Raw genomic sequence first — 26,765 nt, 5'->3', positions numbered from 1 at the left:
CCGCTGTGAGCTACCGCATTGCCCAGGACGCGGGGCTGAGCGCGCCCGAGTTCATTTCCGAATCAACCAGCCAGCAGCGCAATGACCTGCTGCTGGCCCAGGTGCACGCGCTCTACAGCACCAGCTGGTTCACCTCGGCGGGCGCCATCGTCACGGCGATGACATTCTGGGTGGCTTATCTGGTCTACACCGGCGATCGCCGCGTACTGATCTGGGCCGTGATGGTGCATGGCACGCAGGCGCTGCGCCTGCTCAACGGCTGGGCCTATCAGAAGGACGACCGCGCCTGGCAGCGCATGCCCGTGTGGCGCCGTCGCTTCATGGGCGGCCTGCTGGTGTCGGCGCTGGTGTGGGGCTCGGTGCCCTGGTTCGTGCTGCCCACGCAGGATCTGGCCATGGTCTGCCTGATGATGCTGGTGATGTTGGGCATGGGCTCGGCGGCCATCGGCGCCATCGTGGCGTATCGGCCAGCCATCTGGACCTGGATGATCCCCCTGCTGGCGCCCCTGCCGGCCTTGCTCTTGTGGCACCAGGGGCCGCTGCACAACGCGCTGGCCATTTTCTCGGTGGCTTACCTGGGCGTGAACCTGGTGTTCGCCTTCGGGCAGAACGAGCTGCTGCTCAAGGCACTCAAGGCCCAGTTCGACAATGCCGAGCTGGTCTCCCAGTTGCGCCATCAGATGACGCTGGCGGCCCAGGCCGACAAGGAAAAGAGCCGTTTCGTGGCCTCCGCCAGCCATGACCTGCGCCAGCCCATGCACGCGTTGGGCCTGTTTGCCAGCGCCCTGGAAAAGCGCCTGGCGGGCACCTCGGAGGCACCGCTGGTCGGCAACCTGAACCGCTGCATCGAGTCGCTGGACCGTTCCTTCAACGCCATGCTGGACATCTCCAAGCTGGACGCCGGGGTGGTGGAGCCACAGCTGCAATCCTTCCCGATCCGCGACGTGTTCCGCCGCCTGCACATGCACTTTGCCGGTCAGGCCGAAGGCGCCGGGTTGCACCTGCGCTTCAAGCCCGGTGGCAAGCACGTGACGAGCGACCCGCAACTGCTGGAGCGCATCCTCAGCAACCTGATCCAGAACGCCATCAAGTACACCCGCGAGGGCGGCATCGTGGTGGTGGCGCGCACCCATGGCACCGACGTCCACATCGAGGTCTGGGACACCGGCATCGGCATCCCCGAGGCCGAGCTGCCCCGCGTGTTCGACGAGTTCTACCAGCTGCACAACCCCGAGCGGGACCGCAACCGGGGCCTGGGCATGGGCCTGGCCATCGTCAAACGCCTGGCCTTGCTGCTCAACCACCCGCTGACCGTGGCCTCCACCGTGGGCAAGGGCACCATGATCCGTCTGGCGGTGCCGCAGACCGATCTGAACGCGCTGCACGGCATGAACCTGGAAGCCGAGACGGTGCCCTCACCCATCGGCAACGCCCGCACGCTGCTGTTCATCGACGACGAAGAAAACATCCGCGAAAGCATGGCCTTGCTGCTGCGCGAGTGGGATTACGAGGTCCTGGTGGCCGGCAACATCAACGAAGCCTGCATGCTGGCCGCCAACCACCCCGAGCCCATCCATGCGGTTTTGTCGGATTTGAGGTTGCGCAACGGGGAGGATGGCCTGCAGGCCATCAATGCCGTGCGCCATGTCCTGGGCTACCAGATCCCTGCCGTGCTGGTCACGGGCGACACGTCGCCAGAGCAGGTGAAACGGGTGCATGACAGCGGCCACAGGGTGCTGTTCAAGCCCGTGTTGCCCAAGGAGCTGTTTTCCATGTTGCGGCAATTGTCCTGAGCTGATGCCACTGGTCCGGGGGGTAACCCACCCCTAGGGCTTGGGGGATCGTCACCTAGGTCACTTGCCGAGGTGTGCACTATTTCATAGTCTGCACGTTTGTGTCTGCGTAATTCGAGGGAGCCGGGATGCCGCGGCGATCACAGTTTCATCACGCTGGAAGGCCTGCTGGCCTCCTGTCCACCCTGACCCTGGCCGTGCTCATGCTCGCCGGTGGTTCAGCCTCGGCTCAGTCCGACAAACCAGGGGATCAGGATGGCGCCGCCACCGCGCAGGCGCTCACCCGCTTGCGCGAGGCCACCCAGCCGCGCACCCTCAGCGCCGAGGGCCAGACCCTGCTGGACCGCGATGTCATCAAGCTCGATGGCTATGCGTATTGCGGACAGGCCACCAGCCTGGCCGAGCAAGGCGAGTTCCGCCAGAGCATCCGGGCCGCCAGCAAGGCACTGTTCCTGGGCGAGCGCGACAAGAAGCCCGATCTGCAAGCCCTGGCGCACCGCGACCTGGCGCTGGCCTACCTGTACGCCGGCAAGATCGATGAGGCCGACCAGTACGCCCGCAGCGCGCTGCAGTTCCCAGGTGCCAGCCCGGAACAGGTGCTCGCGCCCGCCCACAAGATCCTGGGTGACGTGGCTGCCCGCCGTGGCAACCAGGCCGGTGCCATCAGCGAATACAACGAAGCCCTGAAGACGGCCAGCGAGCGTTACCGCCCGCAGATCCTCGTCTCCCTGGCCAACGCGCTGAACGCATCGGGCCAGCCCAAGCAGGCGCTGGAACAACTCAACGCCATTCCCGCCGAGGCCCGTGACGCTCTCGGCAGCTTCTACCTGCGCAGCCGCGCCGCCGCCCTGCTGGCCGACGACCAGCCGGAAGCCGCCCTGGCCGTGTACGACCAGATTGCCACCGGCGACCGCACGGCCGATTCAGAATACCAGCGCCTGTGGGCCCTGGTGGGCGTGGGCCGGGTGCACCTCAAGCGTGGTGACAAGCCCCAGGCGCTGGCCGCCTTCCTGAAAGCCACCACCCTGGCCAATGGCTTGCGCGCCAAGTTCCACAGCGAAGAGATCCGCACCGGCCTGTTTGGCGACATGCAGGCCGTGTATGACCAGGCTCTGGCCCTGGCGGTCGAGCAAAAGGACTTCCAGACCGCCTGGAACCTGTCCGAAGACTCGCGTTCACGCCAGTTGCTGGATTCGGTGCGTGGTCGCACGGACGATGCCCTGGGTGGCCGTGTCAGCCTGGCGCAGTTGCAAGGCATGCTGCGCCCTGGCGAGAGCGTGCTGGAGTACCACGCCGTGGGCGACCAGCTCGTGGTCTGGGTGATCCGCAAGGACAGCTTTGAAGGCCAGGCCTTGCCCTTGCCTCAAGCCGGGCTGGCCAAGGATGTGGATGACTTCCGCCGCAGCATCATCGAGCGCAAGCGCGATGTCGACACGCTGGGCCAGGGCCTGTACGCCAAGCTGATCGCCCCGGCGAAGCTGGGCGATACCAGGCGCCTGTTCATCGTGCCACACGGCCCGCTGCATTACCTGCCCTTCCAGGCCTTGCACGATGGCCAGGGCTACCTGATTGCCCGCTCGGCCATCACCGTGTGGCCTTCCGCTTCGGTGGGTGGCCGCCTCTGGGCGCGGCCTGATCGCGCCGTGAGCGCCCTGCTGGCCTTCGGCAACCCCGCCACGCCAGAGAACGTGCCGCTGCCCGGTGCCGAACGCGAGGTCAAGGAAGTCTCCGACCTGTTCAAGCAAAAGCAGATCTTCGTGCAGCGTGATGCCACCAAGGGCACATTCAAGCTGCGCGCCAACCAGTCGGCCGTGCTGCATGTGGCGGCTCACGCCGAAGTGGACGACGTGGATCCGCTGTTCTCGCGCATCCTGCTGGCCAATGATGGCCAGGACCGTGGTCTGCTCGAAGCCCGCGAGGTCTATGGCCTGGACATGCACAGCGTGAGCCTGGTCACCCTCTCGGCCTGCGAAAGCGGCCTGGGCAAGGTGCTCAAGGGTGACGAGATCGTCGGCTTCACCCGCTCCTTCCTGTCGGCCGGTGCCAGCAGCATGGTGGCCTCCTTGTGGCCCGTGGCGGACGAATCCACCGAAGCCCTGATGACCCGCATGTACCAGTCCATGTCCGAAGGCACCGACCTGATGGACGCCATGCGCAACGCGCAGATGGACGTGCAGAAGAAGCGCCGCTTTGCTCACCCCTTCTTCTGGGCCCCCTTCAACGTGATCGGCAATGGCCGCATGCAACTAGGAAGCTGAGATGTCACGCGCAGCCCATTCCCTTCCCCTGGCGGCCATTCCGCTGACTCTGCTGTTTGCACTGGCCCCTTTGAGCCAGGCTGTGGCCCAGGTGGCTTCAGCCGCTCCTGCGCCACGCGCCGGCGACATCCTGCATGAAGTGCCCACGCCTTCCACCATGCCAGCCCTGCCTGACGCCTCGCCCTTGAATGCAGCGGCGCCGGCAGCCAAGGCCCCTGCCGTCAACTTCGTGCTCAAACGCTTCGACGTGCGCGGCGCCACGGTGTTGACACCTCAGCAGATTCAGGCTCTGGCCGAGCCTTATGTCGGCCAGACCCTGGGTGAGACCGAGCTGTCGGCCTTGATCGGTGCACTGCGCAAGCGCTATGAAGACAAGGGCTATGGCCTGGCCTCCATCGGCTTCCCGTCGCAGGACGTGAGCCAGGGCGTGCTCAAGGTGGATGTGGTCGAGCCCAAGCTGGCGCGTGTCCAGATCCCGCTGGGTGCCGACGCGCCGGTCACGGCAGACCGTGTCAACGGCCTGATGGGCTTCTTTGATCTGCATGCGGGTGGCCTGCTCAACACCGCCTCGCTGGAGCGCGTGATGTTCGCGCTCAACGACATGCCCGGCGTGCAGGCCAAGGCCGCGCTGTCGCCTTCGGGGGACGAAGGCATCTACAACCTGTCCATCCAGGTGACCCCACGTCGCAGCTGGGATGCTTCCCTGTCCGTGGACAACCACGGTGTGGGTTACGCCGGTCGTTGGCGTGGCACGGGCCTGCTGCGCCTGAACAACCCCTTGGGCATGGGCGACAACCTGGACTTGCAGACCATGCTGAGCAATGCCGGTGGCGTCAAGGTCGGTCGGGTGGCTTACGAACTGCCAGTGGGCTACACGCCGGCGCGTGTGTCCGTGGCCTATGCCAAGGTGGATTACACACTGGGTGGGCAATATGCCGATCAGGACGCGCACGGCTCCGCTGATGTGGCGGAAGCCAACCTGAGCTATCCCCTGATGCGTTCGCGCAGCCGCACCTTGATGGCGCGTATCGGTTATGAATCGAAAGGCCTGACCGATTACCTGCAAGGCAATGAGCTCTTCACCTCGAAGAAGCACATCAACGCCGTGCTGGGTGGCCTGAACTACGAATCGCGTGACGCCTGGATGGGCGGTGGCTTCAACGGCTTGTCTGCGCAGTTCCATTGGGGTCGTCTGCGTCTGGATTCGGAGCTCGATCAGCTCATTGAAGCGCTCCAGGGTGACCAGGGCAAGGCTGGCAGCTTTGGCAAGGTCGAGCTGCAATGGTCTCGCTTGCAGGCCATTTCCCGCAAGGTGTCGCTCTACGGCAGCCTGAGCCAGCAGATGTCCACGCGCAATATGGACCCTGCCGAGAAGATGACCCTGGGTGGCCCGCGTGGCGTGCGCGCTTACCCGACAGCCGAAGGCGCGTCGGATGAGGCCACCTTGTTCAACGGTGAGCTGCGCTACTGGATCGATCGCAACTGGACCGTGTTTGCCTTGTACGACTGGGCCAAGGGCCACCGCAACCGCGAGGTGTCGCCTGCATCGTTCAGCGCCAATGACGTTCAGTTGCGCGCAGCTGGCTTGGGTGTGGCGGCGAACTTCCCCGATGTGGTGACCCTCAAGGCCACCGTGGCCTGGCGTGGCACCCGTCTGCCCGAGACCGCACCTGGCAACGACAAGGCTCGCGTGTTCGTGCAAGCCCTGCACTCATTCTGATTCAAGAGGCATCGTGATGCAGACGAATTCCGTTTCCCAATCTCGCCGCCTGGCTCGCTTGAAGCCTTTGGCCGTGGCTTTGCTGTCGGCTGGCTTTGTGAGCCACGCTGTGGCAGCCGCTGGTGTGCCCAACTTGAACTGTGTGGCCGGTACCTGCAACGCCATCACCACCGAGGGCACCACCACCACCATGGGTCAGACCTCGAAGATCGCCGTTTACGAGACCTTCGATTTCAGTCTGGCCAAGGGCAACACGCTGATCAACAAAGGCACCAAGGGTGACCTCACGCTGATTCGCGTGACCGAGAACCCCGACAGCTTTGGTTCCGGTGCGCGCAGCTTTGTGGACGGCTCGGTGTTCTCCGAGCCCACCTTCGTGCTGGTCAACCCCTGGGGTATCTCCGTCAGTGGTCAGATCGTGTCGCCGTTCGGCAGCATCGTCCTGTCGGGCAAGGATCTGGATCCCAGCCTGACGCAAGACGGCTACGCCGGCCTGATGAAGGATGGCGCTCACCTCATCTTCAACACCAATATCGGTGGTGGCTATGGTGATCCGACCGTGTCGATCAACTCCGGCGCCACGCTGCAGGCCTCTGCTGACGGCGGCAGCATCTTCCTGATCGGTGACCGGGTGAGCAACTCCGGCCTGATCACGGCCGGTGCGGGTGGTCAGATCCATTTGCTGGCGGCCGGCTCGACCGACGTGCAACTGGGTGACAGCGGATTCATCACGCTGGTGGCGGCCACAGACGGTGAAGGCGGCTTTCGCCGTTCTGTCTTCAACGACGGCACGATCCAGACATCCGGCGGCACGGTGACCATGGTGGCTCATGGAACCCAGTCGTCCGTCGAGCACAATGGGCTGGTCGAAGTGGGCAGCGCCACCGGCAATGGCGGTGCCATCACCCTGTCTGCTCAAACTGTCAACGTGCGGGCTGGTGAAGGCAATGATACGGGCGCCAAGCTGATGGCCCAGGGTGCCACGGGTGGCGGCAGCATCGAGATCAACACCGCGACGGTGGCGGGCTCTTCCGAATCCTCCAGCTCGATCACGGTTGAAAACGGGGCGCAACTGTCTGTCAATGCCATTGACAAGGGCGATGGCGGCACGATTCGCCTGTCCACCTATGCCGGTCTGCCTGATCAGGAGGTTCGTGACGGCTTCAATCAGGGCACGCTGGATGTCTACGGTGCCCTGAGCGCGCGTGGTGGCGCCAACGGTGGCAACGGCGGTGTGGTGGAAATGGCCGCCAACGTCGTACGTACACGCTATGAGGGTCGGGGTGCCGTGACGGTTGACGTGGCGGCAGGTGGGCCTGCCGGTGCAGGTGGCCTGTGGTCCTTGTACTCCCCCGGAATCACCATCGGTCGCCAGTTGATCGGCCCCAACAATGATCCGGGCAGCACCTACGTGCACCAGGACGAGATCAACGCGGTGCTCAACAGCGGTGCCAAGGTGAGCATGTCGACCTCGTATCAGAACGATCCTGCTGTACGTGGCCGTAACCTGGTGATCGAAGCCGGTACGCAACTGGTGCGCACCGCTGGCCTGGGCGACAACGCCTTGTTCCTCCAGTCCAGCCAGGACATCGTGGTAGGCCAGGGGACCACCATCGCCTCCACCACCGGCAAGATGAACGTGCTCATGGTGGCCGATGCCGACGGTGACGGCGTGGGCAGTGTTCGCCTGGACGGCTTCCGCTCCCTGGATGGCAATCTCATCACCCTAGGCACGGGCCGGGTTCGTGCCCAGGCGGCCGAGGGCGATGCCCCGGTCACCATCAACACCAATGGTGGTGACGTGACCATCACGGGCGCGCAAGGATCGGTGGACACCCTGTCATCCAAGCCGGTGACCGATTTCGCCGGTGTCGAGATGACCGGTACCGTGATCAACACCGTGGGCAGTGATGGTTCTCGCGGCAATGTGCTGATCAAGGGTGCCGGTGGTGGCGCAGACGGCGAGTTCCTGGGGAACAACGGCGTCTACATCGACACCTCCGACATCACGGCCGGCTTCACCAGCATCATCGGCTACAGCGCCGGCACCAGCGGTGTCAGCCTGAGCGACACCACGATCTCGACGGCCAACCAGATGATCTCGATCAATGGCTGGTCGACCTCCGGTGGTTTCGGTGCGCCGACCGGTGTTGACATCGGGTCGGGCGTGGTGATCAACATGGGTCAAGGCAGCGCCAAGATCCTGGGTCTGGCCGAGGGCGAAGGTGCCACCGGCGTGCGCATTGTCGACCTGCTGCTGACCACGGCGCCACCCTCTGCGGGTACCACCTCCACCTTCACCCTGGTGGGCGAGTCGCGTGGCTCGACCAACCCGGGCATCAAGGTGGAAACCGAAGCGCCTGGTATCCAGATGCGGTCACAGGACGGCCCTGCCGCCGCTTCTGCTGACGTCGTGATCGGTGCCAAGGCGGATGACAGCCAGGCCAGGAACGCCCTGGATCTGGGTTTCCCGAACTGGAACACCATCGGGCGCATCAACATCCGTCCTGCAGGCGTGGCCATCAATACGGACCAGTTCAGTGTCAGCGAGGCCTTGAACACCGCCATTCGTGTGGGCACCGGAAACGGTGCGCCTGGCGCCAACTTTGTGGTGAACCCGGCGTGGTTCGTGGCGCCTGGTGCCACGGCTGACAACCCGGATGTCACCCGCGTGGTGATCGGCTCCAGTGGCCACACGGGTCAGATCTCGGTGGATGCCAATGCGCTGAGCGCTGCCGGCCCCGTCACGCTGCAGAACCAGGGCGAAGGCTCTCAGGGCATTGTCCTGGGCGCCCAGGCCATGGCCAAGCAGACGCTCAATCTGGTGACCGCAGGCCCCATTTCCCAGACCGGCCCGCTCGACGTCAGCGTGCTCAACATCATCCCTGGCGCGCAGACCGTCGTGCAGTTGAACAACCCGGGCAACCGCATCGGCAAACAAAATGTGGCCGGAGGTGCGGGCTCCACCGTGTTGTTGCAGGCACAGCCTTCCGCCTTGAACCCGGCAGGTATCGCGGGTTACAGCAGCGTCAACACTTACTTCCAGCAGATGGACATCAGCGCCTCCGTGCCTGATATTCCCCGTCCGTTTGAAGGCCCGGATGCCTTGAGCGAGTTGCGCACCGATGTGTACGTCAAGGGCCAGTTCGGCAAGCCGCAGATTTGCACCCCGGCCAATACGAGCGGTGCGGCCACGGGTGGGGCGTCCAGCGACATCGAGCCACTGTCGCAGGAATGGACCAAGGTCCGCCGTGGCGCCCAGCTGACAAACTGCTCGGGCGTACAGGCTGACAGCAACTGCTCAGCCTTCTGATCCAGGCGCAGGAGCCAGGGGAATGTGGTGCCACCCGCAACACGCCCCCCTAGTTTCTGCGCTGCGTCAGGATCACATGACTTTTGGCAGGTGTGAGGCCTGTCCGGCGAACCTACAGTGCGTACCATCGTCTGATGAAGCATTGAAAACGAGTCGGAACACACCATGGCCCTGATTGATGTCGATACCCTCCTGACCCCGGTTGGCGAAAGCGAGCCCTGTGGTCCGGACCTGGAATACGACAGCGCCTTTCTGGCTCTGGAGGACGCCGCGCGCGGCAAGCCCGAGCAACAGTTCGGTGACACCATCATCCCGGCTGAGGATCCCGACTGGCGCAAGGTCCAGACCCTGTCCGGCGAATTGATGACCCGCACCAAGGACGTGCGCGTGGCGGTTCACCTGCTCCGCTCGTCTACCCGCCTGCAAGGCCTGGCCGCCGCCGCCGACGGTCTGCGCCTGATCCACGGCCTGCTGACGCAGTACTGGGATCACGTGCACCCGATGCTGGATGCCGACGACGACAACGACCCCACCATGCGCCTCAATGCGCTGGCCCCCCTGGTCGATGGCGCCAGCTTCCTGGCGGATATCCGCAAGTCGGGCCTGGGCGCAGGCCGCAGCGGCATCACCGGGCGTGATTTCGAACTGGCCGCGGGCAAGGCCCAGCCCAATGAAGGTGAAAGTGTCACCCCGCCAGCCGGCATCAACCAGGCCTTGCTGGAAGCCGAAGGTCAACAGGCCGGCTTGCTGTCGGCGCTGTCCGGCATGGTCGATACCGTGACCGCCATCGACGCCGTCGTGACCGAAAAGGCCACGATTTCCGGCCCCGAATTCCGCCCCTTGCGCGTGCTGCTGCAAACCATCAGCGACGCGGCCAAGGTGGCATCCGGTGCGCGCACCGGTGCAGACAATGCGGCGACAGCAGATGTGGGCGGCGATGCCGCCATGGCGACCGGCGGCGCCGCCCACATGGCTGTGGCCACCACGGCAGGCGTGCTGCGCACCCGCGACGACGCCGTGCAGGCCCTCGAAAAAGTCTGCGAATGGATCGAGCTCAATGAGCCCTCCAACCCCGCACCCCTGCTCATCCGCCGCGCCCAGCGCTTGATGAGCAAGAACTTCATGGACATCATCCGGGATCTCGTGCCCGATGGTGTCGACACGATCTCCAAGCTGGCCGGCGTTCCCAACGACCAGTATTGACAGAGCGTGTGATCCGTTTTCAATGCCAGTGAAACCCAAGGAACCAGGAGCGAAGCATGGCCACCAGTAGTCAAAAATTCATTGCCCGTAACCGCGCTCCGCGCGTGCAGATCGAGTACGACGTCGAGCTCTACGGCGCCGAGAAGAAGGTGCAACTGCCCTTCGTGATGGGCGTGCTCTCCGACCTGTCGGGCAAGCCTTCCGAGCCGCTGGCACCCGTGGCCGACCGCAAGTTCCTGGACTTCGACGTCGACAACTTCGACGCCCGCATGAAGTCGATGAAGCCCCGCGTGGCCTTCCAGGTGCCCAACACCCTGACCGGTGAAGGCAATCTGGCCATCGACCTGACCTTTGAAAGCATGGACGACTTCTCGCCTGCTGCCGTGGCCGCCAAGGTCGATGGCTTGAAGCAGCTGCTCGAAGCCCGTCAGCAACTGGCCAATCTGGTCACCTACATGGACGGCAAGACCGGCGCTGAAGAGCTGCTGGCCAAGGTCCTGAACGACGAAGCCCTGCTGAAGTCGCTGGCAGCCGCCAAGAAGCCCGAAGACGGCGCTCAATAAGAAAAGCCTTAGCTAGGAGTTGACGACATGTCCGAAGCACAAGTTCAAAGCGCTGCCCTGCAGGGCGTCGAGTACCAGGGTGGTGATTTCGCCTCCCTGCTCAACAAGGAATTCAAGCCCCAGAACGACAACGCCAAGTCGGCCGTTGAACAAGCCGTTCTGACCCTGGCCCAGCAAGCCCTGTCCCAGACCAAGCTGATCAGCAGCGACGTCATCGGCTCGATCGAAGCCATGATCGCCGCGCTGGACGCCAAGATGTCCGAGCAGGTCAACAAGATCCTGCACCACCCCGAGTTCCAGCAGCTGGAATCGGCCTGGCGCGGTCTGAGCTACCTGGTCAACAACACCGAAACCGACGAAATGCTGAAGATCCGCGTCTTCAACATCTCGAAGAACGACGTGGGCAAGACCCTCAAGAAGTTCAAGGGCACCGCCTGGGATCAAAGCCCGCTGTTCAAGAAGGTGTACGAAGAGGAATACGGCCAGTTCGGTGGCGAGCCCTTCGGTTGCCTGGTGGGCGATTACTTCTTCGACCACACGCCGCCTGACGTCGAGTGGCTGGGTGAAATGGCCAAGGTCTGCGCCGCAGCCCACACGCCCTTCATCGCCGCACCTGGCCCCGGCCTGATGGGCATGGAGTCGTGGCAGGAGCTGGCCAACCCGCGTGACCTGACCAAGATCTTCACCACGCCCGAGTACGCCGCCTGGCGCTCGCTGCGCGAGTCGGACGACGCTCGCTACATCGGTCTGGCCATGCCCCGTTTCCTGGGTCGCCAGCCCTACGGTGCCAAGACCAACCCCGTGGAAGCCTTCGACTTCGAAGAAGACACGGCCGGCGCCGACCACACCAAGTACACCTGGGTGAACTCGGCCTACGCCATGGCCGTGAACATCAACCGCTCGTTCAAGATGTATGGCTGGTGCTCGCGCATCCGTGGCATCGAGTCCGGCGGTGCGGTGGAAGGTCTGCCCACGCACACCTTCCCGACCGATGACGGTGGCGTCGACATGAAGTGCCCCACCGAAATCGCCATCAGCGACCGCCGCGAGGCCGAGCTGGCCAAGAACGGCTTCATGCCTCTGGTGCACAAGAAGAACTCGGACTTCGCCGCGTTCATCGGTGCCCAGTCGCTGCAAAAGCCTGCCGAGTACGATGATCCGGATGCGTCGGCCAACGCCAACCTGGCGGCCCGCCTGCCCTACCTGTTTGCCACCTGCCGCTTCGCGCACTACCTCAAGTGCATCGTGCGCGACAAGATCGGCTCCTTCAAGGAGCGCGGTGAAGTTCAGCGCTGGCTGCAGGACTGGATCATGAACTACGTGGACGGAGACCCCGCTCACTCCTCCGAGGAAACCAAGGCTCGTCGCCCGCTGGCTGCCGCTGAAGTGGTGGTCGAGGACGTCGAAGGCAACCCCGGTTACTACACATCGAAGTTCTTCCTGCGTCCGCATTACCAGCTGGAAGGGCTGACCGTGTCGCTGCGTCTGGTTTCGAAACTGCCTTCACAAAAGGCCGCCTGATCAGGCCGATCACCTGACCTGGACGCCAGAAACAAGCGTTCCATAGGGCCGAGTTCTGCTTGGCCCGGCTTCAACACGCCGGTGGTGCGGGGTACTGACCCATCTCTGCACCGATTTCCCCCCGGTTCATTCATTTCAAATCGGGTCGCTCAACTTAATGGAGAAGCATCATGGCAGTGGACATGTTCATCAAGATTGGTGATATCAAGGGTGAGTCGAAAGACGACAAGCACGCCGACGAAATCGACGTGCTGGCCTGGAGCTGGGGCCTGTCCCAGTCGGGCTCTGCACACCATGGCTCCGGCGCTGGCGCTGGCAAGGTCAATGTGCAGGACATCTCGCTGACCAAGTGGGTGGATTCCAGCTCGACCGCTCTGATCGTGGCCGCCTGCAAGGGCACCCACATCAAGGAAGCCAAGCTGACCGTGCGCAAGGCCGGTGACAAGCCCCTTGAGTACATCAAGATCACCCTGACCGACGTGCTCGTGTCGTCGGTGCAGACCGGTGGTTCGGGTGGCGAAGACCGTCTGACGGAAAACGTCGTCCTGAACTTCGCCAAGTTCAAGGTCGAGTACACCATCCAGTCCAAGGAAGGCGGCGCTGGCGCCACTTCCACGGCTGCATGGGACATCCCCGCCAACAAGCCACAAGGCTGATCCAGAGACTGAACGAGGCAGGAGCACACCATGTCCCTTTCCGACATGTTCCTCAAGATCGAGGGCACCCGTCAGGGCCCGATCAAGGGCGATTCGAACGTGCCCGGTCACATCGACGAAGTCGATGTCATCGGCTGGAACTGGGGCATGGATGTCTCCGCCGCGTCTTTCGGCAACGCGTCTGCCCGCACCACCATGCAGGAGCTGGTCATCCGCAAGCGAGTGGACCGTGCGTCCACCGCGCTGATGTCCGCATTGCGTGCCAACGAGCCCTTGAAAAAGGTGACCTTGTCGGTGCGCAAGGCAGGTGGTGAAGCGGCGGTGGATTACCTCAAGATCACGGTCGAGAAGGCGCGCGTCATGTCGCACAAGATCGGCTCCGTGGGCGACGACAAGCCCGAAGTCGTGGAGGAACTGCGTATTGCCTTCTTCAAGGTCAACGTGCAGTATCAGCCCCAGACTGGAACGGGCGGCGGTGGCGGTGCCACCACCTTTGAAACCGAAATCACCCCAGCCTGATCGCTGGAGGAACCTGACACATGAACACGGTGGAAGCGGCCGAGCAGGCACTCAAACAAGGCGACCTCAAGCAGGCCCTGCAGTACCTGCAGGATGGCGTGCGTGCACAGCCTTCGCACCCCAAGTTGCGCATCTTCCTGTTCCAGTTGCTGGCCGTCGATGGCCAGTGGACACGGGCGATGAACCAGCTGAGCGTGTGCGGCGAGCTGGATGCCGGCACGCTGGCCATGGTCAACACTTACCGCGAGGCCATCAAGTGCGAAGCCTTGCGTGATGCCGTGTTCAACGGCCAGACCACACCGATGGTCTTTGGCCAACCTCAAGCCTGGGTGGCGCACCTGGTGGAGGCCGTACAGGCCGATGCCCGTGGTGACCACGCCCTGGCCACGCACCTGCGCGAGCAGGCCCTGGAAGCCGCACCCACGGTGAGTGGCGCGCTCAACGGCGAGCCCTTCGAGTGGGTGGCCGATGCCGACTCGCGCCTGGGGCCGGTGCTGGAAGTCATCATCAACGGCAAGTACGGCTGGTTGCCCTTCTCGTCGGTGGCCTCGATCACCTTCGAGCCGCCCAGCGACCTGCGCGACATGGTCTGGTTGCCCGCCGCGCTGGAGTTCCCCAATGGCGGCGGCACCGTGGCACTCGTGCCCACGCGTTACGCCCCGATGCCCGAAGGCGCCGACAACCTGGTGAGGCTGTCTCGCCGTACCGACTGGCTCGAGATGTCGCCCGGTCAGTACCGTGGCGTGGGCCAGCGTCTGCTGACAACGGACCAGACCGAAGTCGGTTTGCTGGATGTACGCACCATGACGCTGAATGTGGCGTCGGTGGCGGCGTCCGACCAGGCTGCGGCCTGATCCATCGCCCTGGCAGGAAGTCGTCAGCAGCATGGCCACGAACGATTTGCGTGACCGCCTCCAGCCCGCCTTGCTGGACAGGCTGACCGACGACAACCCCGAGAACACGCACGATGCGGATGACCGCCGCGTGCTCAACAAGAACCAGCTGCGCCAGGCCGTGCTGCGTGACCTGAGCTGGTTGCTCAATGCCGTGCAGCCCTTGGGCAAGCAGGCCGATGAGGCACCTTACGCGGCCGAGTCGGTGCTGAACTATGGGTTGCCGCCCATGTCGGGCCAGTTGGCGTCGAAAGTGGATGTGCCCAGCGTGGAGCAATCCTTGCGCGATGCCATCCTGCGCTTCGAGCCGCGCATCCTGGAGCATTCATTGGTCGTCAAGGCTGTGGATGGTGGTGCCATGCTGGACGCCCACAACATCATCGAATTCGAGATCCGTGGCTTTCTGTGGGCGCAGCCCATTCCGCTGGAGCTGCTCTTGCGCACCCAGCTGGATCTGGAAGCCGGCCAGGTCAAGGTGCGTGATGGCAGCCCATCCACCATCGATGGAGGACGCCGCTGATGGATCCCGGACTGCTCAAGCTCTACAACCAGGAGCTGGCTCATCTGCGTGAAGTCGGGGCCGAGTTCGCGCGCGAGTTCCCCAAGATCGCCTCTCGCCTGACCATGGACGGCCTGGAAGTGGCCGATCCTTATGTCGAGCGTCTGCTTGAAGGTTTTGCCTTCATGGCCGCGCGCACCCAGCTCAAGCTGGATGCCGAGTACCCGCGCTTCATCCAGCACCTGCTGGAAACCGTCTACCCGAACTTCCTCTCGCCGGTGCCCGCCATGATGGTGGCGCGCCTGCAGCCTGATCTGGCGGACCCGGCCTTGGCCAAGGGCTTCACGGTGCCGCGCCAGTCCACGGTGACCAGCGAGGTGACGCGTGGCCAGGGCACGCGCTGCACTTTCCGCACCGCTCATGAGGTCACCCTGTGGCCCATCGAGCTGGTCAATGTGCAGTACTTCAGCCATGCGCCGGATCTGCCGCTGGCGCAATTGCCGGTGGCCCGTCAGGTGCGCGGTGGCTTGCGTTTGCGCCTGCGTGTGCAGGGCGGCTTGCAGGCCAGCCAGTTGCCGGTGGACGCGTTGTCCTTCTATATCAGCGCACCTGACGAAACCGCCTTGCGCCTGCATGAACTGTTGACCACGGCCACACTGGGCACGTGGTTGCCGGTGGATGCGGCCCAGGCCCGCGCGCAATGGGCGCATGCCGACAGCCTGCAGCAGCAAGGCTTTGACGACGACCAGGCCCTGCTGCCCGAGACCCTGCGTGGCTTCTCCGGGCACCGCATCCTCCAGGAGTTTGCGGCCATGCCGCAGCGCCTGATGTTTGTTGAGCTGTCGCAACTGCGTCATCGTGTGCAGCGCATCAAGGGCAACGAGTTCGAGGTCGTCATCCTGTTCTCCAAGGGCGACGCCTCGCTGGAATCGTTGGTGGACGCTGGCAGCCTGTCGTTGTACTGCACGCCCGCCATCAACCTGTTCCCCAAGCGCCTGGACCGCATCGCCCTGACGGCCTCGCAGCCCGAGCATCATGTGGTGCCCGATCGCACGCGGCCGATGGACTTCGAGGTCTACAGCATCGAGTCCATCACAGGCTATGGCACGGGGCGTGTGGCCGAGCAGGACTTCCATCCCCTGTACGCCGCGTTCCACACCGAAAGCAGCGCGCATCCCGCCTATTACACGGTGCGTCGCGAGCCACGCATGCTGTCTCAGCGCCAGCGTGAGCAGGGTACGCGCTCGTCCTACATCGGCAGCGAAGTCTTCGTGTCGCTGGTGGACCCGGCCAATGCACCCTACCCGGAAGAGCTGCGGCAACTGGCCGTCTCGGCCCTGGTGAGCAACCGCGATCTGCCCATGCTTCTGCCGGGCGCAGGCCAGCGGGATGCAAGCACCGGCTCACAGGCCTGGGCGCTGGATGCCACCGGGCCCGTCAAGGGCGTGCAATGCCTGCGCGGGCCCACGTCGGTGGTGCAGCGCCTGGTGCGTGGCGATCTGGGCTGGTCCCTGATCAGCCAGTTGACGCTCAACTACCTGTCCATCGCGGGTGAAGACCCGCAAAAAGCCGCTGCCGCCCTGCGCAGCCTGCTGAGCCTGCATGGCCCTGAAGGTGATGCCAGCTGGCGCAAGCAGGTGGACAGCATCCGCTCGGTCACGGCGCGCCAGGTGGCCAGGCGCCTGCCGGGCCCTGGGCGTCTGGCCTTTGGTTCGGGCGTGCAGATCGATCTGGAGCTCGATGACATGGGCCTGCAAGGCACCAGCACCGTGCTGATGGGCAGCGTGCTGGAGCACTTCTTTGCGCGCCAGGCGGCTATCAACAGCTTCACCGAAACACGGCTGCGCACACCTTCGCGCGGCATGGTCATGCAATGGTCGCCCCGTGTGGGGCAGACGGCCATCGTCTGAGGGTGCCCGCGATGAGCCCCGCAGACGAACCTTTCTTTGACGATCTGGCGCCACCATCGGTGATGCTGCCTTCGCGTGCGCCCACCGAGGCCGCACCGAAAGACCAGGAGGCGCTTCAACAACTGTGGGGGCAACTGGCTCAGGCGCCCTATGCCCATGACCTGTTCCAGGTGCTGCGCCGCATCCAGGCGCACAACCCGCAATCGCCCCGACTGGGTGACGCCTTGCGCCCTCGCGATGAGGCTGCACGTGTAGGCCAGGATCCGGAGCTCGACTTCGCGCCCGCCAACCTGCATTCGTTCCAGGCTGCCGATGGCCAGGTGCCCCGCATCGGCCAGCGCAGCTTCGGTCTGTTCGGCCCCATGGGCCCGATGCCGCTGCACCTGACCGAGTACGTGCGTGAGCGTGCCCGCAGCCATGGTGACCCCACCATGATGCGTTTCGCCGATGTGTTCCACCATCGCGCGGCGCTGCTGTTCTTCAAGGCCTGGGCGCAGTCGCGACCTGTGGTGCACCGCGATCGCCCGTGGGACGATGATTTCTCGCGCTGGGTGAGCGCCTTGTTCGGCCAGGCCGGCAAGCCCTTTGCACAACGTGATGCCATCCCGGACGATGCCAAGCGCTTGCACGCCGCCGCACTCGCGCGCGGGCCGCGCAATGCCGAAGGCCTGATCAAGATTCTGAAGAGCTACTTCGGTGTGCCGGTCAGCATCGAGTCTTCGGTGGGCCATTGGCTCGACCTGCAGGACGAAGACCGCAGCCGCCTGCTGCCCAGCACCGCACCAGGCCGCAACACGGCGCTGGGCCAACGCGCCGTGCTCGGCAAGCGCGTGTGGGATCGGCAATCCAACTTCCGTCTGCGCATCGGGCCACTGAGCTACGAGCAGTACCGCCGCTTCCTGCCAGGCCAGCCGGCGCGCACTGCACTGCGCGACTGGCTGCGGCAGTATCTGGGCTTCAGCCTGTCTTGCGAGACCCGCCTGGTGCTGCAGGGCAGCGAAGTGCCTGCCTTGCAGCTCAAGCCACGCCCTCGTACCAGCACCGCCACAGGCGCGCAGCTGGGCCTCAACGCCTGGCTGGGCCGCAAGGGCCCGCACCCTGATCGCGCCGACATGCGCCTGCGGCTTGAAACGCCCACGCCTTGAACTGAACACCGAACCGAATCCACAAGGAGCCTCCCATGTCTGAAATCAGCCGCACCGCCCTATTCGGCAAGCTCAATCCGCTGGCCTACAAGGCCATCGAAGGCGCCACGGTCTTTTGCAAGATGCGCGGCAATCCCTATGTGGAGTTGCAGCACTGGTTTGCGCAGATCCTGAACAACCCGGATTCCGACCTGCACCGCATCATCAAGGCCTACGAGCTCGACACCTCGACGCTGGCAGCTGATCTGACGGCTTCGCTGGACCGCCTGCCCCGCGGTGCGTCCTCGATCTCCGACCTGTCCACTTTCGTGGAAAACGCCGTGGAGCGCGGCTGGGTCTATGGCTCGTTGATGTTCGGAGACCGCCAGGTGCGCACCGGCTATCTGGTGATCGGCATGCTCAAGACGCCGACCTTGCGCAACGCCCTGGTGGCCATCTCGCGCCAGTTCGAACGCATCCGCATCGACGACCTGACCGAGCGCTTCGCCGAGCTGCTGTCGGCCTCGCCCGAAGCCGCGCAAAGCGCATCTGAAAGCGGTGCGGCACCGGGTGAAGCCAGCGATGCGATCTCGCCGGCCGCCATGGGCAAGCAGGAGGCCCTCAAGCGCTTCACGACTGACCTCACCGAGCAGGCTCGCAGCGGCAAGATGGACCCCATCGTGGGCCGTGACGATGAGATCCGCCAGGTGGTCGACATCCTGATGCGCCGCCGTCAGAACAACCCCATCCTCATCGGCGAAGCCGGTGTGGGCAAGACCGCCGTGGTCGAAGGCTTTGCCCAGCGCATTGCGCGTGGCGATGTGCCGCCCTCGCTCAAGGACGTGGAGCTGCGCTCGCTGGACGTGGGCCTGCTGCAAGCCGGTGCCAGCATGAAGGGCGAGTTCGAACAGCGCCTGCGTTCGGTGATTGACGAGGTGCAAGCCTCGCCCAAACCCATCATCCTGTTCATCGATGAAACCCACACCCTGGTGGGCGCAGGTGGCGCCGCCGGTACGGGCGATGCCGCCAACCTGCTCAAGCCCGCGCTGGCCCGTGGTCAGCTGCGCACCATCGGTGCAACCACCTTTGCCGAGTACAAGAAGCACATCGAGAAGGACCCCGCGCTGACTCGCCGCTTCCAGAGCGTGACCGTGGACGAGCCCGACGAGCCCAAGGCCCTGCTGATGATGCGCGGCGTGGCGTCGACCATGGAGAAGCACCACAAGGTCCAGATCCTCGATGAGGCGCTGGAAGCCGCCGTCAAGCTCTCGCACCGCTACATTCCGGCGCGCCAGCTGCCCGACAAATCCGTCAGCCTGCTGGACACCGCCTGCGCTCGCGTCGCGGTGAGCCTGCACGCCACCCCGGCTGAAGTGGACGACAGCCGCAAGCGCATCGAAGCCCTGGAGACCGAGCTGGCCATCATCGGCCGCGAGACCGCCATCGGCGTGGACACCGTGGCCCGCGAGGCCCATGTCAAGGAGCTGCTGGCCGCCGAACACACCCGCCTGGACGCACTGGACAAACGCTGGGAGGCCGAGAAGGGCCTGGTCGATCGCCTGCTGGGCCTGCGCGCCAAGCTGCGCGGTGTCATCGAGCCGGTGGAAGGCACGAGCAGCCAGCTGGAGCAAAAGGGTGAAACCGCGGCTGCCGCCGAACAGCATCCCACGCTGACCGAAGCCGAGCGCGCCGATGCCCTGGCCGAACTCAAGCAGGTGCAAAGCGAGCTGACCGCGCTGCAAGGCGAAACCCCGCTGATCCTGCCGACGGTGGATTACCAGGCCGTGGCCAGCGTGGTGGGTGACTGGACGGGCATCCCCGTGGGTCGCATGGCTGCCAACGAGATCGAGACCATCCTCAATCTGCCCAAGGCATTGGCACAACGCGTGGTGGGCCAGGATCACGCCATGGAGATGATCTCCAAGCGTATCCAGACCTCGCGCGCTGGCCTGGACAACCCCAACAAGCCGATCGGCGTGTTCATGCTGGCGGGTACCTCCGGCGTCGGCAAGACCGAAACCGCGCTGGCCCTGGCCGAAGCCCTGTATGGCGGTGAGCAGAACCTCATCACCATCAACATGAGCGAGTACCAGGAGGCGCACACCGTGTCCACGCTCAAGGGCGCGCCTCCGGGCTATGTGGGTTACGGCGAAGGTGGTGTGCTGACCGAGGCCGTGCGCCGTCGCCCCTACAGCGTGGTGCTGCTCGATGAAGTCGAGAAGGCCCACCACGATGTGCACGAGATCTTCTTCCAGGTCTTCGACAAGGGCTGGATGGAAGACGGCGAAGGCCGCGTCATCGACTTCAAGAACACCTTGATCCTGCTGACCACCAACGCCGGCACCGACACCATCGCCAGCCTGTGCAGCGACCCCGAGCTGATGCCCAACCCCGAAGGCATGGCCAAGGCCTTGCGCGAGCCGCTGCTCAAGATCTTCCCGCCTGCGCTGCTGGGCCGTCTGGTCACGATCCCCTACTACCCATTGAGCGACGAGGTCCTGGCGATGATCGTCAAGCTGCAGCTCAACCGCATCAAGAAGCGCGTGGAAGAGCGCTACAAGATCCCCTTCAGCTTCAGCGACGAGGTCATCAAGCTGGTGGTGTCACGCTGTACCGAAAGCGAATCCGGTGGCCGCATGATCGACGCCATCCTGACCAACACCATGCTGCCCGACATCAGCCGCGAGTTCCTCAACCGCATGCTGGAAGGCAAGGCCATCACGCAGGCGCGTGTGGACGTGCTCAACAACGACTTCTCCTACCATTTCGATTGATCCCTCCTGCCAGAGGAGTACCTGTTCATGAGCCAAGCCAGCGCCCCCCAGGAAGTCAGTTTTGACGACGCCCTCCAGATGGCGATCCAGATGCACCGCAACAACCAGCTCGAAGGCGCGGTGCAGCTGTACCAGCGCCTGCTGGAGGCAATCCCGGATCACCCGGATGTGCTGCATCTTCAGGGCATGGCCCTGCACCAGATGGGCCAGTCCGACGAGGGTGTGGGCCTGATCGAACGCGCCATCGAGGTTCAGCCGAACTTCCCGGGCTTCTTCAACAACCTCGGCAACATCTACATGAGCCGAGGCGAGGTGGGCAAGGCGCTGGGGGCCTATCAACAGGCCACCGAACTGGCGCCCGACAACGCCGATCTGCACAACAACCTCGGTGCCCTGTACAAGGCGCAGCGCCAGTTCGACGAGGCCCATGCTTCGTACGAGCGCGCCATGCAGCTCGATCCTCGTCACGTGAGCGCGCACAACAACATGGGCTTGCTCTATGCCGAAAAGGGCGATCGTGCTGGCGCCATCACCTACTACATCAAGGCGCTGGAACTGCTGCCCGGGGATTCGTCTGCGCGCCGCCTGCTGGGCACCACCTACTACGCCATGGGCCGCATCGCGGATGCCGGCGAGGTCTATCGCCAATGGCTGGAACAAGAGCCTGACCACCCCACGGCCCGCCACATGTATGCCGCCTGCACGGGCGATGGTGTGCCGGATCGCGCACCGGATGATTACGTCGAACAAGCCTTCGACCACTTTGCCGAGAGCTTCGAGTCGGTGCTCAACGAGCGCCTGAACTACCAGGCTCCCCAACTCTGCGCCGAGATGATGGCCCGCCATCTGCCACCGCCGCAGCAACAGTTCGTGATGCTGGATGCCGGTTGTGGCACCGGCCTGTGCGGCCCGCTGATGGCACCCTGGGCGAAGGTGCTGGCCGGGGTGGATCTCTCCAAGGGCATGCTCGATCGCGCGCAGACCAAGGGCGTCTACCGTGATCTGTACAAGGCCGAGCTGACCGAGTTCCTCACGCTCTCACCCCGCCAGTGGGATGTGGTGCTGTCGGCAGACACGCTGTGCTACTTCGGTGACCTGGCCAAGGTCATCCAGGAGGCAGCAGGCTCGCTCAAGCCCGGCGGCACGCTGATCTTCACGGTCGAGGCCTTGCCCGATGAGGCCGGCCTGCCGCATCAGATCCAGCCTCACGGCCGGTATGCCCACCACCGCCAGCATCTGATCGAGGTGCTGAGCGCCGCAGGCCTGAGCGTGCTGGACATGGATGCCGTCGTCCTGCGCGAAGAAGGTGGCAAGCCGGTGAACGGCTGGCTGGTCGGCGCGCGACAGCTGTCCTGACCCTTCGGGCATCCATCTTTTTCAACCCTCCAACACACCACGACCATGGCACAAGATCGCGTCGTCTTCATCCCCTGGAACACCGCTCAGGCTGGCAACTTCATCAACGAATCGCTGGCCAACAACACGGGCGGCACCCACCACAAACGCAAGTGGACCGTGGTGTGCCTGGATTCGGCGGACGACCTCAGCGACATCGGCGTGGGCCTGGGCACTCGCCTTCATATTGCAGGCCATGGTGCCACGGGCGATCCACAGATCCATCCCGATGCCCGTGGTGCGGCACCGCTGAGCTACGTCGAGGTCGCTGATGCCTTGATTGCCAAGGGCCTGAAGAAGAGCTATCTGGGCACCATCGTGACCGACGTCTGCTACAGCGCCTTGGGTGCCAAACCTTTCGCCAGGCTGCTGGCCAAGGAGCTCTATGGCCGTGGCTTCAAGGCCATCTGCGTCATGGGCTACAAGGGGCCCCTGGGCGCGGTCTACAACACCGAGCTGGGCGGCAGCAAGTACAAGCACCGTGTCGTGGACGTGGAAGATGCCAACGGCAGGGTCATCGACACGGTCAAGTCCAAGACCATGCAGGTGCGCTTCTTCGGCTTCAACGCCTGATCACACAGGTTCCCATTCGACGCGGTGGTCCTTCACCGCGTAGTAGTTGGCCGTGAAGCGCAGGATGCAGCGATAGGCAAAGCGCCGCACGTCCTGCGCGGTCACGCCTGTGCCCTGGTAGTGGCCGGCGCCGGTGATGTCGACATAGCGTGTGCGGGCCAGGGTGCTGGGGATGACGCGCATGATGCTGGTGCCATACCCCTGCGCGCCTCCCAGGCTGTCTGCGCCGTAGATCCCCGGGCCACAGTGGGTGGTGGCGCCCACGTCCCACTGGAAGAAGTTGTTCACCCAGGCCTGCTCGTTGCCATTGAAGCCCGTTACCTGATTCAGGAAGCCCGCCGTGGTGCCGTGATACAGGCTCAACATGCCGGGGATCGGGGCAACACGCCCGGCGACAAAAGTCTCCACATTGGCCGCCACGGCGGCACTCCACCAGGCCGGCATGTTCAGCACGGCCTGGATCACTTCACCTTCGCCTTGTTGATCGTTGAACCAGCGACGGAAGTGTGCGTAGTCATCGAACCCGATGTCGGCGTGCAGCGCGGCGAAGAAGCGCCCGGAGCGGTCCACCCACATCCTTGCGCTGCCATCGCCTTGGAAGCGGGCGGCGTGTTCACCCATCAGGTCGGCCTCGACCTCCAGTGCGCGGTCATCCAGCACCATGCCCATGGTGTGGGCGGCCGTGGCTCTGCCGCATTGCTGTTGCAGCACGTGCGTCAGTTCGTGCCCGAGCATCTGCTGCCCCTTGTGCGAGAAAGGATCAAACCAGCCAGGCGCAAAGTGAATGTGGTGGCCCGAGGCAAAGGCATACACGCCCAGCGCCAGGGCTTGCGCCGAATCCATGTGGATGCGGACGTGCGACAGATCCGTGTTGAAGAAGCCCTGCATCTTGTTCAACAGCCAGCCTGGCAGCGGGGTGCCAGCATCCTGCCCGTGTGGGGCGTGGCCGCGGTCAGGCAATGAGGGCAAGGTGACCGAGGGGTGATGAGGTTCAAGGTTCATGACGTGTCCCGTGGTTGATGATGTGTGGGTGCCGTTCTTCGACTGGCGGCGTGGCGCCAATGATCCTGTGAGCGCCGTCTTTTCGCGCATGACTTTGGTCGATCCGGCCCGGGGCTGGTGACTTTGGTCGCGTGGCTGAACTGACGCATGCACGCTGCGTTTCCCTTGATCTTGGGATGGACGGCAGCCTGGCCCGACTGGACGATCGAGTGACATCTCAATCAGGAGCCCCGCATGATCAAAGTGCTCAAGCCCGGTGTGTCCGGCCCCATCGTGTCGCAGTGGCAGACCTTTCTGCGCGGGCAGGGGTATCTGATCAACGCCACGGGCATGTATGACCAGCCCACGGTCGATGCCACCATCGCGTTTCAGAAGAAGTACAAGCTGGATGTGGACGGCAAGGTCGGCAACCAGACCTATGGCAAGGCCGCCATGCTGGGCTTCGAGATCGTGGAGTTTGCCGAGTCCGACCAGGGCTACCCCGCGCTGCCGGCCTTCGCACCTCTGACCTCGACGGTGGCCCGCCAGGCGCTGTTCGGCCCGCTGGCGTTTGCGCCGGCGCCTACTGCCAGCAATCCCGAAGCCATCAAGATCACCAATGACTGGGCGACGAAGAACCTGGTGACGGTGAAGATCCCCCAGTTGGTCAAGCCACCCATCGCAGGGGCGCCATCCAGCTCCTCCATGACCTTCCACAAGAAGGGCGCTGAACAGCTCAAGGCACTGTGGGCCGAATGGCAAAAGCGCAAGCTGATGCCCCTGGTGCTGTCATACGAGGGTGCGTACAACCCCCGCTTCGTGCGCGGCAAGGCGGAAGAGCAGGTGCTCTCCAACCACGCCTTTGCAACGGCCTTCGACATCAACGCCGCCTACAACCGCCTGGGCGCGCAGCCGGCCACATCCGGCAGCCCTGGTTGCGTGTACGAACTGGTGCCCATTGCCCACCAGTTCGGCTTCTACTGGGGCGGGCACTTCAGCCGCCGCGATGGCATGCACTTCGAGCTGGCCAAGCTGCTTTGAGCCCACGGTCAAAGTAACAACCGCTTGCAATATCCCCTAGCAGGAGGGGGCGGTGGCGGTGCCCCGGGCACCGAAAATGGGCACACATATACCTAAAACCACACAGGTGAGTTGCTCCCATGAACCTTCCCCTGCCTGGAGGCCTCGCCGGGCTGGGCGCTGATCTCGTTTCGCGCCTCAAGGCGTGCCTGACGATAGGTCAGGCCACGCGCCTCATCCAGCTTGAAACGCCGCTGTCCTCCGGCACCCTGGTGGTCGAGCGCTTCACCTTGACCGAAGGTGTGCACGCAGACGAACCCTTGTGGGCCGAGGTAGATTGCATCAGCACCAACGCCAGCCTGGAGCTCAAGGCCTTGACCGGCGAGCAGGTGACCTTGCGCGTGATGCAGGCCGATGGCAGCTGGCGCAACTGGCACGGCTATGTGGCGCAAGCGGCCCAGCTGGGCAGTGATGGTGGTGCCGGTGCGTATCGCCTGCAACTGGCGGCCTTCACGCACTGGCTCAAGCAACGCCGCGATACCCGCATCTTTCAAGATGCCACCAGCGCCGACATCATCAGCGCCGTGTTGCAGGCCTACCCGCAAGCGCGCTTCAAGCTCGATGTGGCCGATCCGGGCCCCGTGCACGAGATCACCACCCAATACCGAGAAACCGATTGGCAGTTCATCACCCGCCTCATGGCCCGCGAGGGCTGGAGCTGGGTGATCGAGCACGACGGCAGCACCGAAGGCGTGCTGGCCGGTGCCCGTGCGGCCAAACACACCTTGCACATCGTCGATCAGAACGCCTCGCGGCCTGATATGGGCGCGCTGCGTTACAGCCGTCCTGACATGCGCGGCGCGGGCGGCGCTGGCGCCTCCGGCCTGGTGGCCATGGTGGCGCAGGTGTTTGGCCTGGCCCATGGCACGGCCCAGGACACCATCACCGCCTGGAGCGTGGGCCAGCAGGTGGGCCCCAACGCCGTCACCCTGGCCGCCTGGGATGAACGCCAACTGGCAGGCGTGAGCGCCACGGGCGGTGCCACGATCGAGCTGGGCAAGGTGCCCACCCTGGAGCACTATGCTGGTCAAGGCCAACGCCGCTTTGCAGACGGCCGCGTGGGCACACCCCAGCCCGCCAGCAGCCAGGCTGCACAGGCTCGCAGCGAAGCGCTGATGGCGGCCCACCAGCTGGCGCAGCAATACGCCTATGGCCAAAGCGCTGTGCGTGGCCTCAAGCCAGGTGCGAACTTCCAGATCACCGAGCACAGCCTGTATGGCGGGCTTGGCGCATTGCCTGGTGTGGGCGCAGGCAGCAGCAATGCCTTCTGCACCCTGAGCATCACCCACGAAGCCGCCAACAATCTGGGCCACGAAGCCGCGCAGATCATGCGCCGCACCGAGGTCGAGCAAGGCAGCTACCGCAACCGCTTCGATGCCGTGCCGGCCAGTGCCCGCATCGTGCCCATGCCGGTTGAGGTGCCCACCGCGCCCGGCCTGCAGACCGCCATCGTGGTGGCCGCCGAAGGTGAGCCGCTCACCACCGACCGAGACAACCGCATCCGCATCCAGTTTGGCTGGCAGCGTGGCACCTCACCACTGGCTGGTGCCCTCAACGCCCCCAGCACCCTGGCAGGCGCCGACACCGGCCATGCCCCTGGCAACGCCCAGAGCGGCACCTGGGTGCGCGTGGCCCAAGGCGTGGCCGGCCCCAACTGGGGTGCCGTGTTCACACCCCGTGCCGGCACCGAAGTGCTGGTGGACTTTGTGGATGGCGACATCGATCGCCCCGTCGTGGTCGGCCAGTTGCACAACGGCCAGCACGATCTGCCCTGGCCTGCTGGCGTGGATTCAGGTGCCAACCACCCGGGCACCGTATCGGGCTGGCACCACCCCCACCTGGACGGCCAGGGCGCCAACCAATGGCTGGTGGATGACGCCACCGGCCAGCTGCGCATGCGCCTGGCCAGCCACAGCAGCCAGACAGGCTGGAACGAGCTCACGCTGGGCCGCATCATCCAGCAAAGCGGGCAGGGCGGGCAGGGCCATGC

The 26,765-nt window shown here is 64.5% G+C and carries 19 protein-coding genes; 18 read left to right on the top strand and 1 reads right to left on the bottom strand.

Annotated features, from left to right (window positions below; all coding sequences use genetic code 11):
• Positions 1-5: 5 nt before the first annotated feature.
• The 16 genes from VFW93_RS18100 (at position 6) to VFW93_RS18025 (ending at position 22,714) form a co-directional block, all read left to right on the top strand.
• Positions 6-1,793 (top strand): hybrid sensor histidine kinase/response regulator, encoded by a 1,788-nt coding sequence (locus VFW93_RS18100; RefSeq protein ID WP_329695347.1) that lies wholly within the window; start codon positions 6-8, stop codon positions 1,791-1,793.
• A gap of 128 nt (positions 1,794-1,921) precedes the next feature.
• Entirely contained in the window at positions 1,922-4,051 is a 2,130-nt protein-coding gene (locus VFW93_RS18095; protein ID WP_329695346.1) for a CHAT domain-containing tetratricopeptide repeat protein, read from the top strand.
• A 1-nt stretch (position 4,052) separates the two neighbouring features.
• The gene (locus tag VFW93_RS18090; RefSeq protein WP_329695345.1) at positions 4,053-5,771 is read left to right on the top strand and encodes a ShlB/FhaC/HecB family hemolysin secretion/activation protein; all 1,719 of its coding nucleotides are present in this window, start codon (positions 4,053-4,055) and stop codon (positions 5,769-5,771) included.
• Between the two features lie 16 nt (positions 5,772-5,787).
• Complete coding sequence (locus tag VFW93_RS18085) at positions 5,788-9,084, top strand: hypothetical protein (RefSeq protein WP_329695344.1); 3,297 nt, start codon at positions 5,788-5,790, stop codon at positions 9,082-9,084.
• 165 nt (positions 9,085-9,249) lie between these two features.
• On the top strand, positions 9,250-10,287 hold the full coding sequence (gene tssA / locus VFW93_RS18080; protein WP_329695343.1) for a type VI secretion system protein TssA: 1,038 nt from the start codon (positions 9,250-9,252) through the stop codon (positions 10,285-10,287).
• A gap of 56 nt (positions 10,288-10,343) precedes the next feature.
• Complete coding sequence (gene tssB, locus VFW93_RS18075; protein ID WP_329695342.1) at positions 10,344-10,850, top strand: type VI secretion system contractile sheath small subunit; 507 nt, start codon at positions 10,344-10,346, stop codon at positions 10,848-10,850.
• Positions 10,851-10,877: 27 nt separating this feature from the next.
• Positions 10,878-12,371 (top strand): type VI secretion system contractile sheath large subunit, encoded by a 1,494-nt coding sequence (gene tssC, locus VFW93_RS18070; RefSeq protein WP_290677232.1) that lies wholly within the window; start codon positions 10,878-10,880, stop codon positions 12,369-12,371.
• Positions 12,372-12,541: 170 nt separating this feature from the next.
• Positions 12,542-13,027 carry an Hcp family type VI secretion system effector gene (locus tag VFW93_RS18065; RefSeq protein WP_290677234.1) on the top strand — a complete coding sequence of 162 codons (486 nt, stop codon included), beginning with the start codon at positions 12,542-12,544 and terminating at the stop codon, positions 13,025-13,027.
• 30 nt (positions 13,028-13,057) lie between these two features.
• On the top strand, positions 13,058-13,546 hold the full coding sequence (locus tag VFW93_RS18060) for a type VI secretion system tube protein Hcp (protein WP_329695341.1): 489 nt from the start codon (positions 13,058-13,060) through the stop codon (positions 13,544-13,546).
• Positions 13,547-13,566: 20 nt separating this feature from the next.
• Positions 13,567-14,400 (top strand): type VI secretion system accessory protein TagJ, encoded by an 834-nt coding sequence (locus VFW93_RS18055; protein WP_329695340.1) that lies wholly within the window; start codon positions 13,567-13,569, stop codon positions 14,398-14,400.
• Between the two features lie 31 nt (positions 14,401-14,431).
• Positions 14,432-14,959: a type VI secretion system baseplate subunit TssE gene (gene tssE, locus VFW93_RS18050; protein WP_290643669.1), complete on the top strand. Its 528-nt coding sequence runs from the start codon at positions 14,432-14,434 to the stop codon at positions 14,957-14,959.
• Positions 14,959-16,848: a type VI secretion system baseplate subunit TssF gene (gene tssF, locus VFW93_RS18045; RefSeq protein WP_329695339.1), complete on the top strand. Its 1,890-nt coding sequence runs from the start codon at positions 14,959-14,961 to the stop codon at positions 16,846-16,848. Before tssE ends, tssF begins: the two co-directional genes overlap by 1 nt.
• A gap of 11 nt (positions 16,849-16,859) precedes the next feature.
• The gene (gene tssG / locus VFW93_RS18040) at positions 16,860-17,993 is read left to right on the top strand and encodes a type VI secretion system baseplate subunit TssG (RefSeq protein ID WP_329695338.1); all 1,134 of its coding nucleotides are present in this window, start codon (positions 16,860-16,862) and stop codon (positions 17,991-17,993) included.
• Between the two features lie 35 nt (positions 17,994-18,028).
• A complete protein-coding gene (gene tssH / locus VFW93_RS18035; protein WP_329695337.1) occupies positions 18,029-20,746 on the top strand; it encodes a type VI secretion system ATPase TssH in 2,718 nt (905 codons plus the stop codon).
• 27 nt (positions 20,747-20,773) lie between these two features.
• The gene (locus tag VFW93_RS18030) at positions 20,774-22,102 is read left to right on the top strand and encodes a tetratricopeptide repeat protein (RefSeq protein ID WP_329695336.1); all 1,329 of its coding nucleotides are present in this window, start codon (positions 20,774-20,776) and stop codon (positions 22,100-22,102) included.
• A gap of 45 nt (positions 22,103-22,147) precedes the next feature.
• The gene (locus VFW93_RS18025) at positions 22,148-22,714 is read left to right on the top strand and encodes a hypothetical protein (protein WP_329695335.1); all 567 of its coding nucleotides are present in this window, start codon (positions 22,148-22,150) and stop codon (positions 22,712-22,714) included.
• On the opposite strand, the gene VFW93_RS18020 is transcribed toward VFW93_RS18025, so the two are convergent.
• Positions 22,715-23,716, bottom strand: coding sequence for a DUF4157 domain-containing protein (locus VFW93_RS18020; protein WP_329695334.1), 1,002 nt, complete (start codon positions 23,714-23,716; stop codon positions 22,715-22,717).
• Positions 23,717-23,950: 234 nt separating this feature from the next.
• Between VFW93_RS18020 and VFW93_RS18015 the strand changes: the two genes are divergently transcribed.
• On the top strand, positions 23,951-24,736 hold the full coding sequence (locus VFW93_RS18015; RefSeq protein WP_329695333.1) for a M15 family metallopeptidase: 786 nt from the start codon (positions 23,951-23,953) through the stop codon (positions 24,734-24,736).
• 119 nt (positions 24,737-24,855) lie between these two features.
• Positions 24,856-26,765: type VI secretion system Vgr family protein (locus tag VFW93_RS18010; RefSeq protein WP_329695332.1), on the top strand; the 1,910-nt coding region annotated here is incomplete at its 3' end.

This window comes from Aquabacterium sp. (genome assembly GCF_036279675.1).
In the GTDB taxonomy this organism is placed as follows: Bacteria; Pseudomonadota; Gammaproteobacteria; order Burkholderiales; family Burkholderiaceae_C; genus Aquabacterium.
This window is presented reverse-complemented; position numbering and strand designations above follow the sequence as displayed.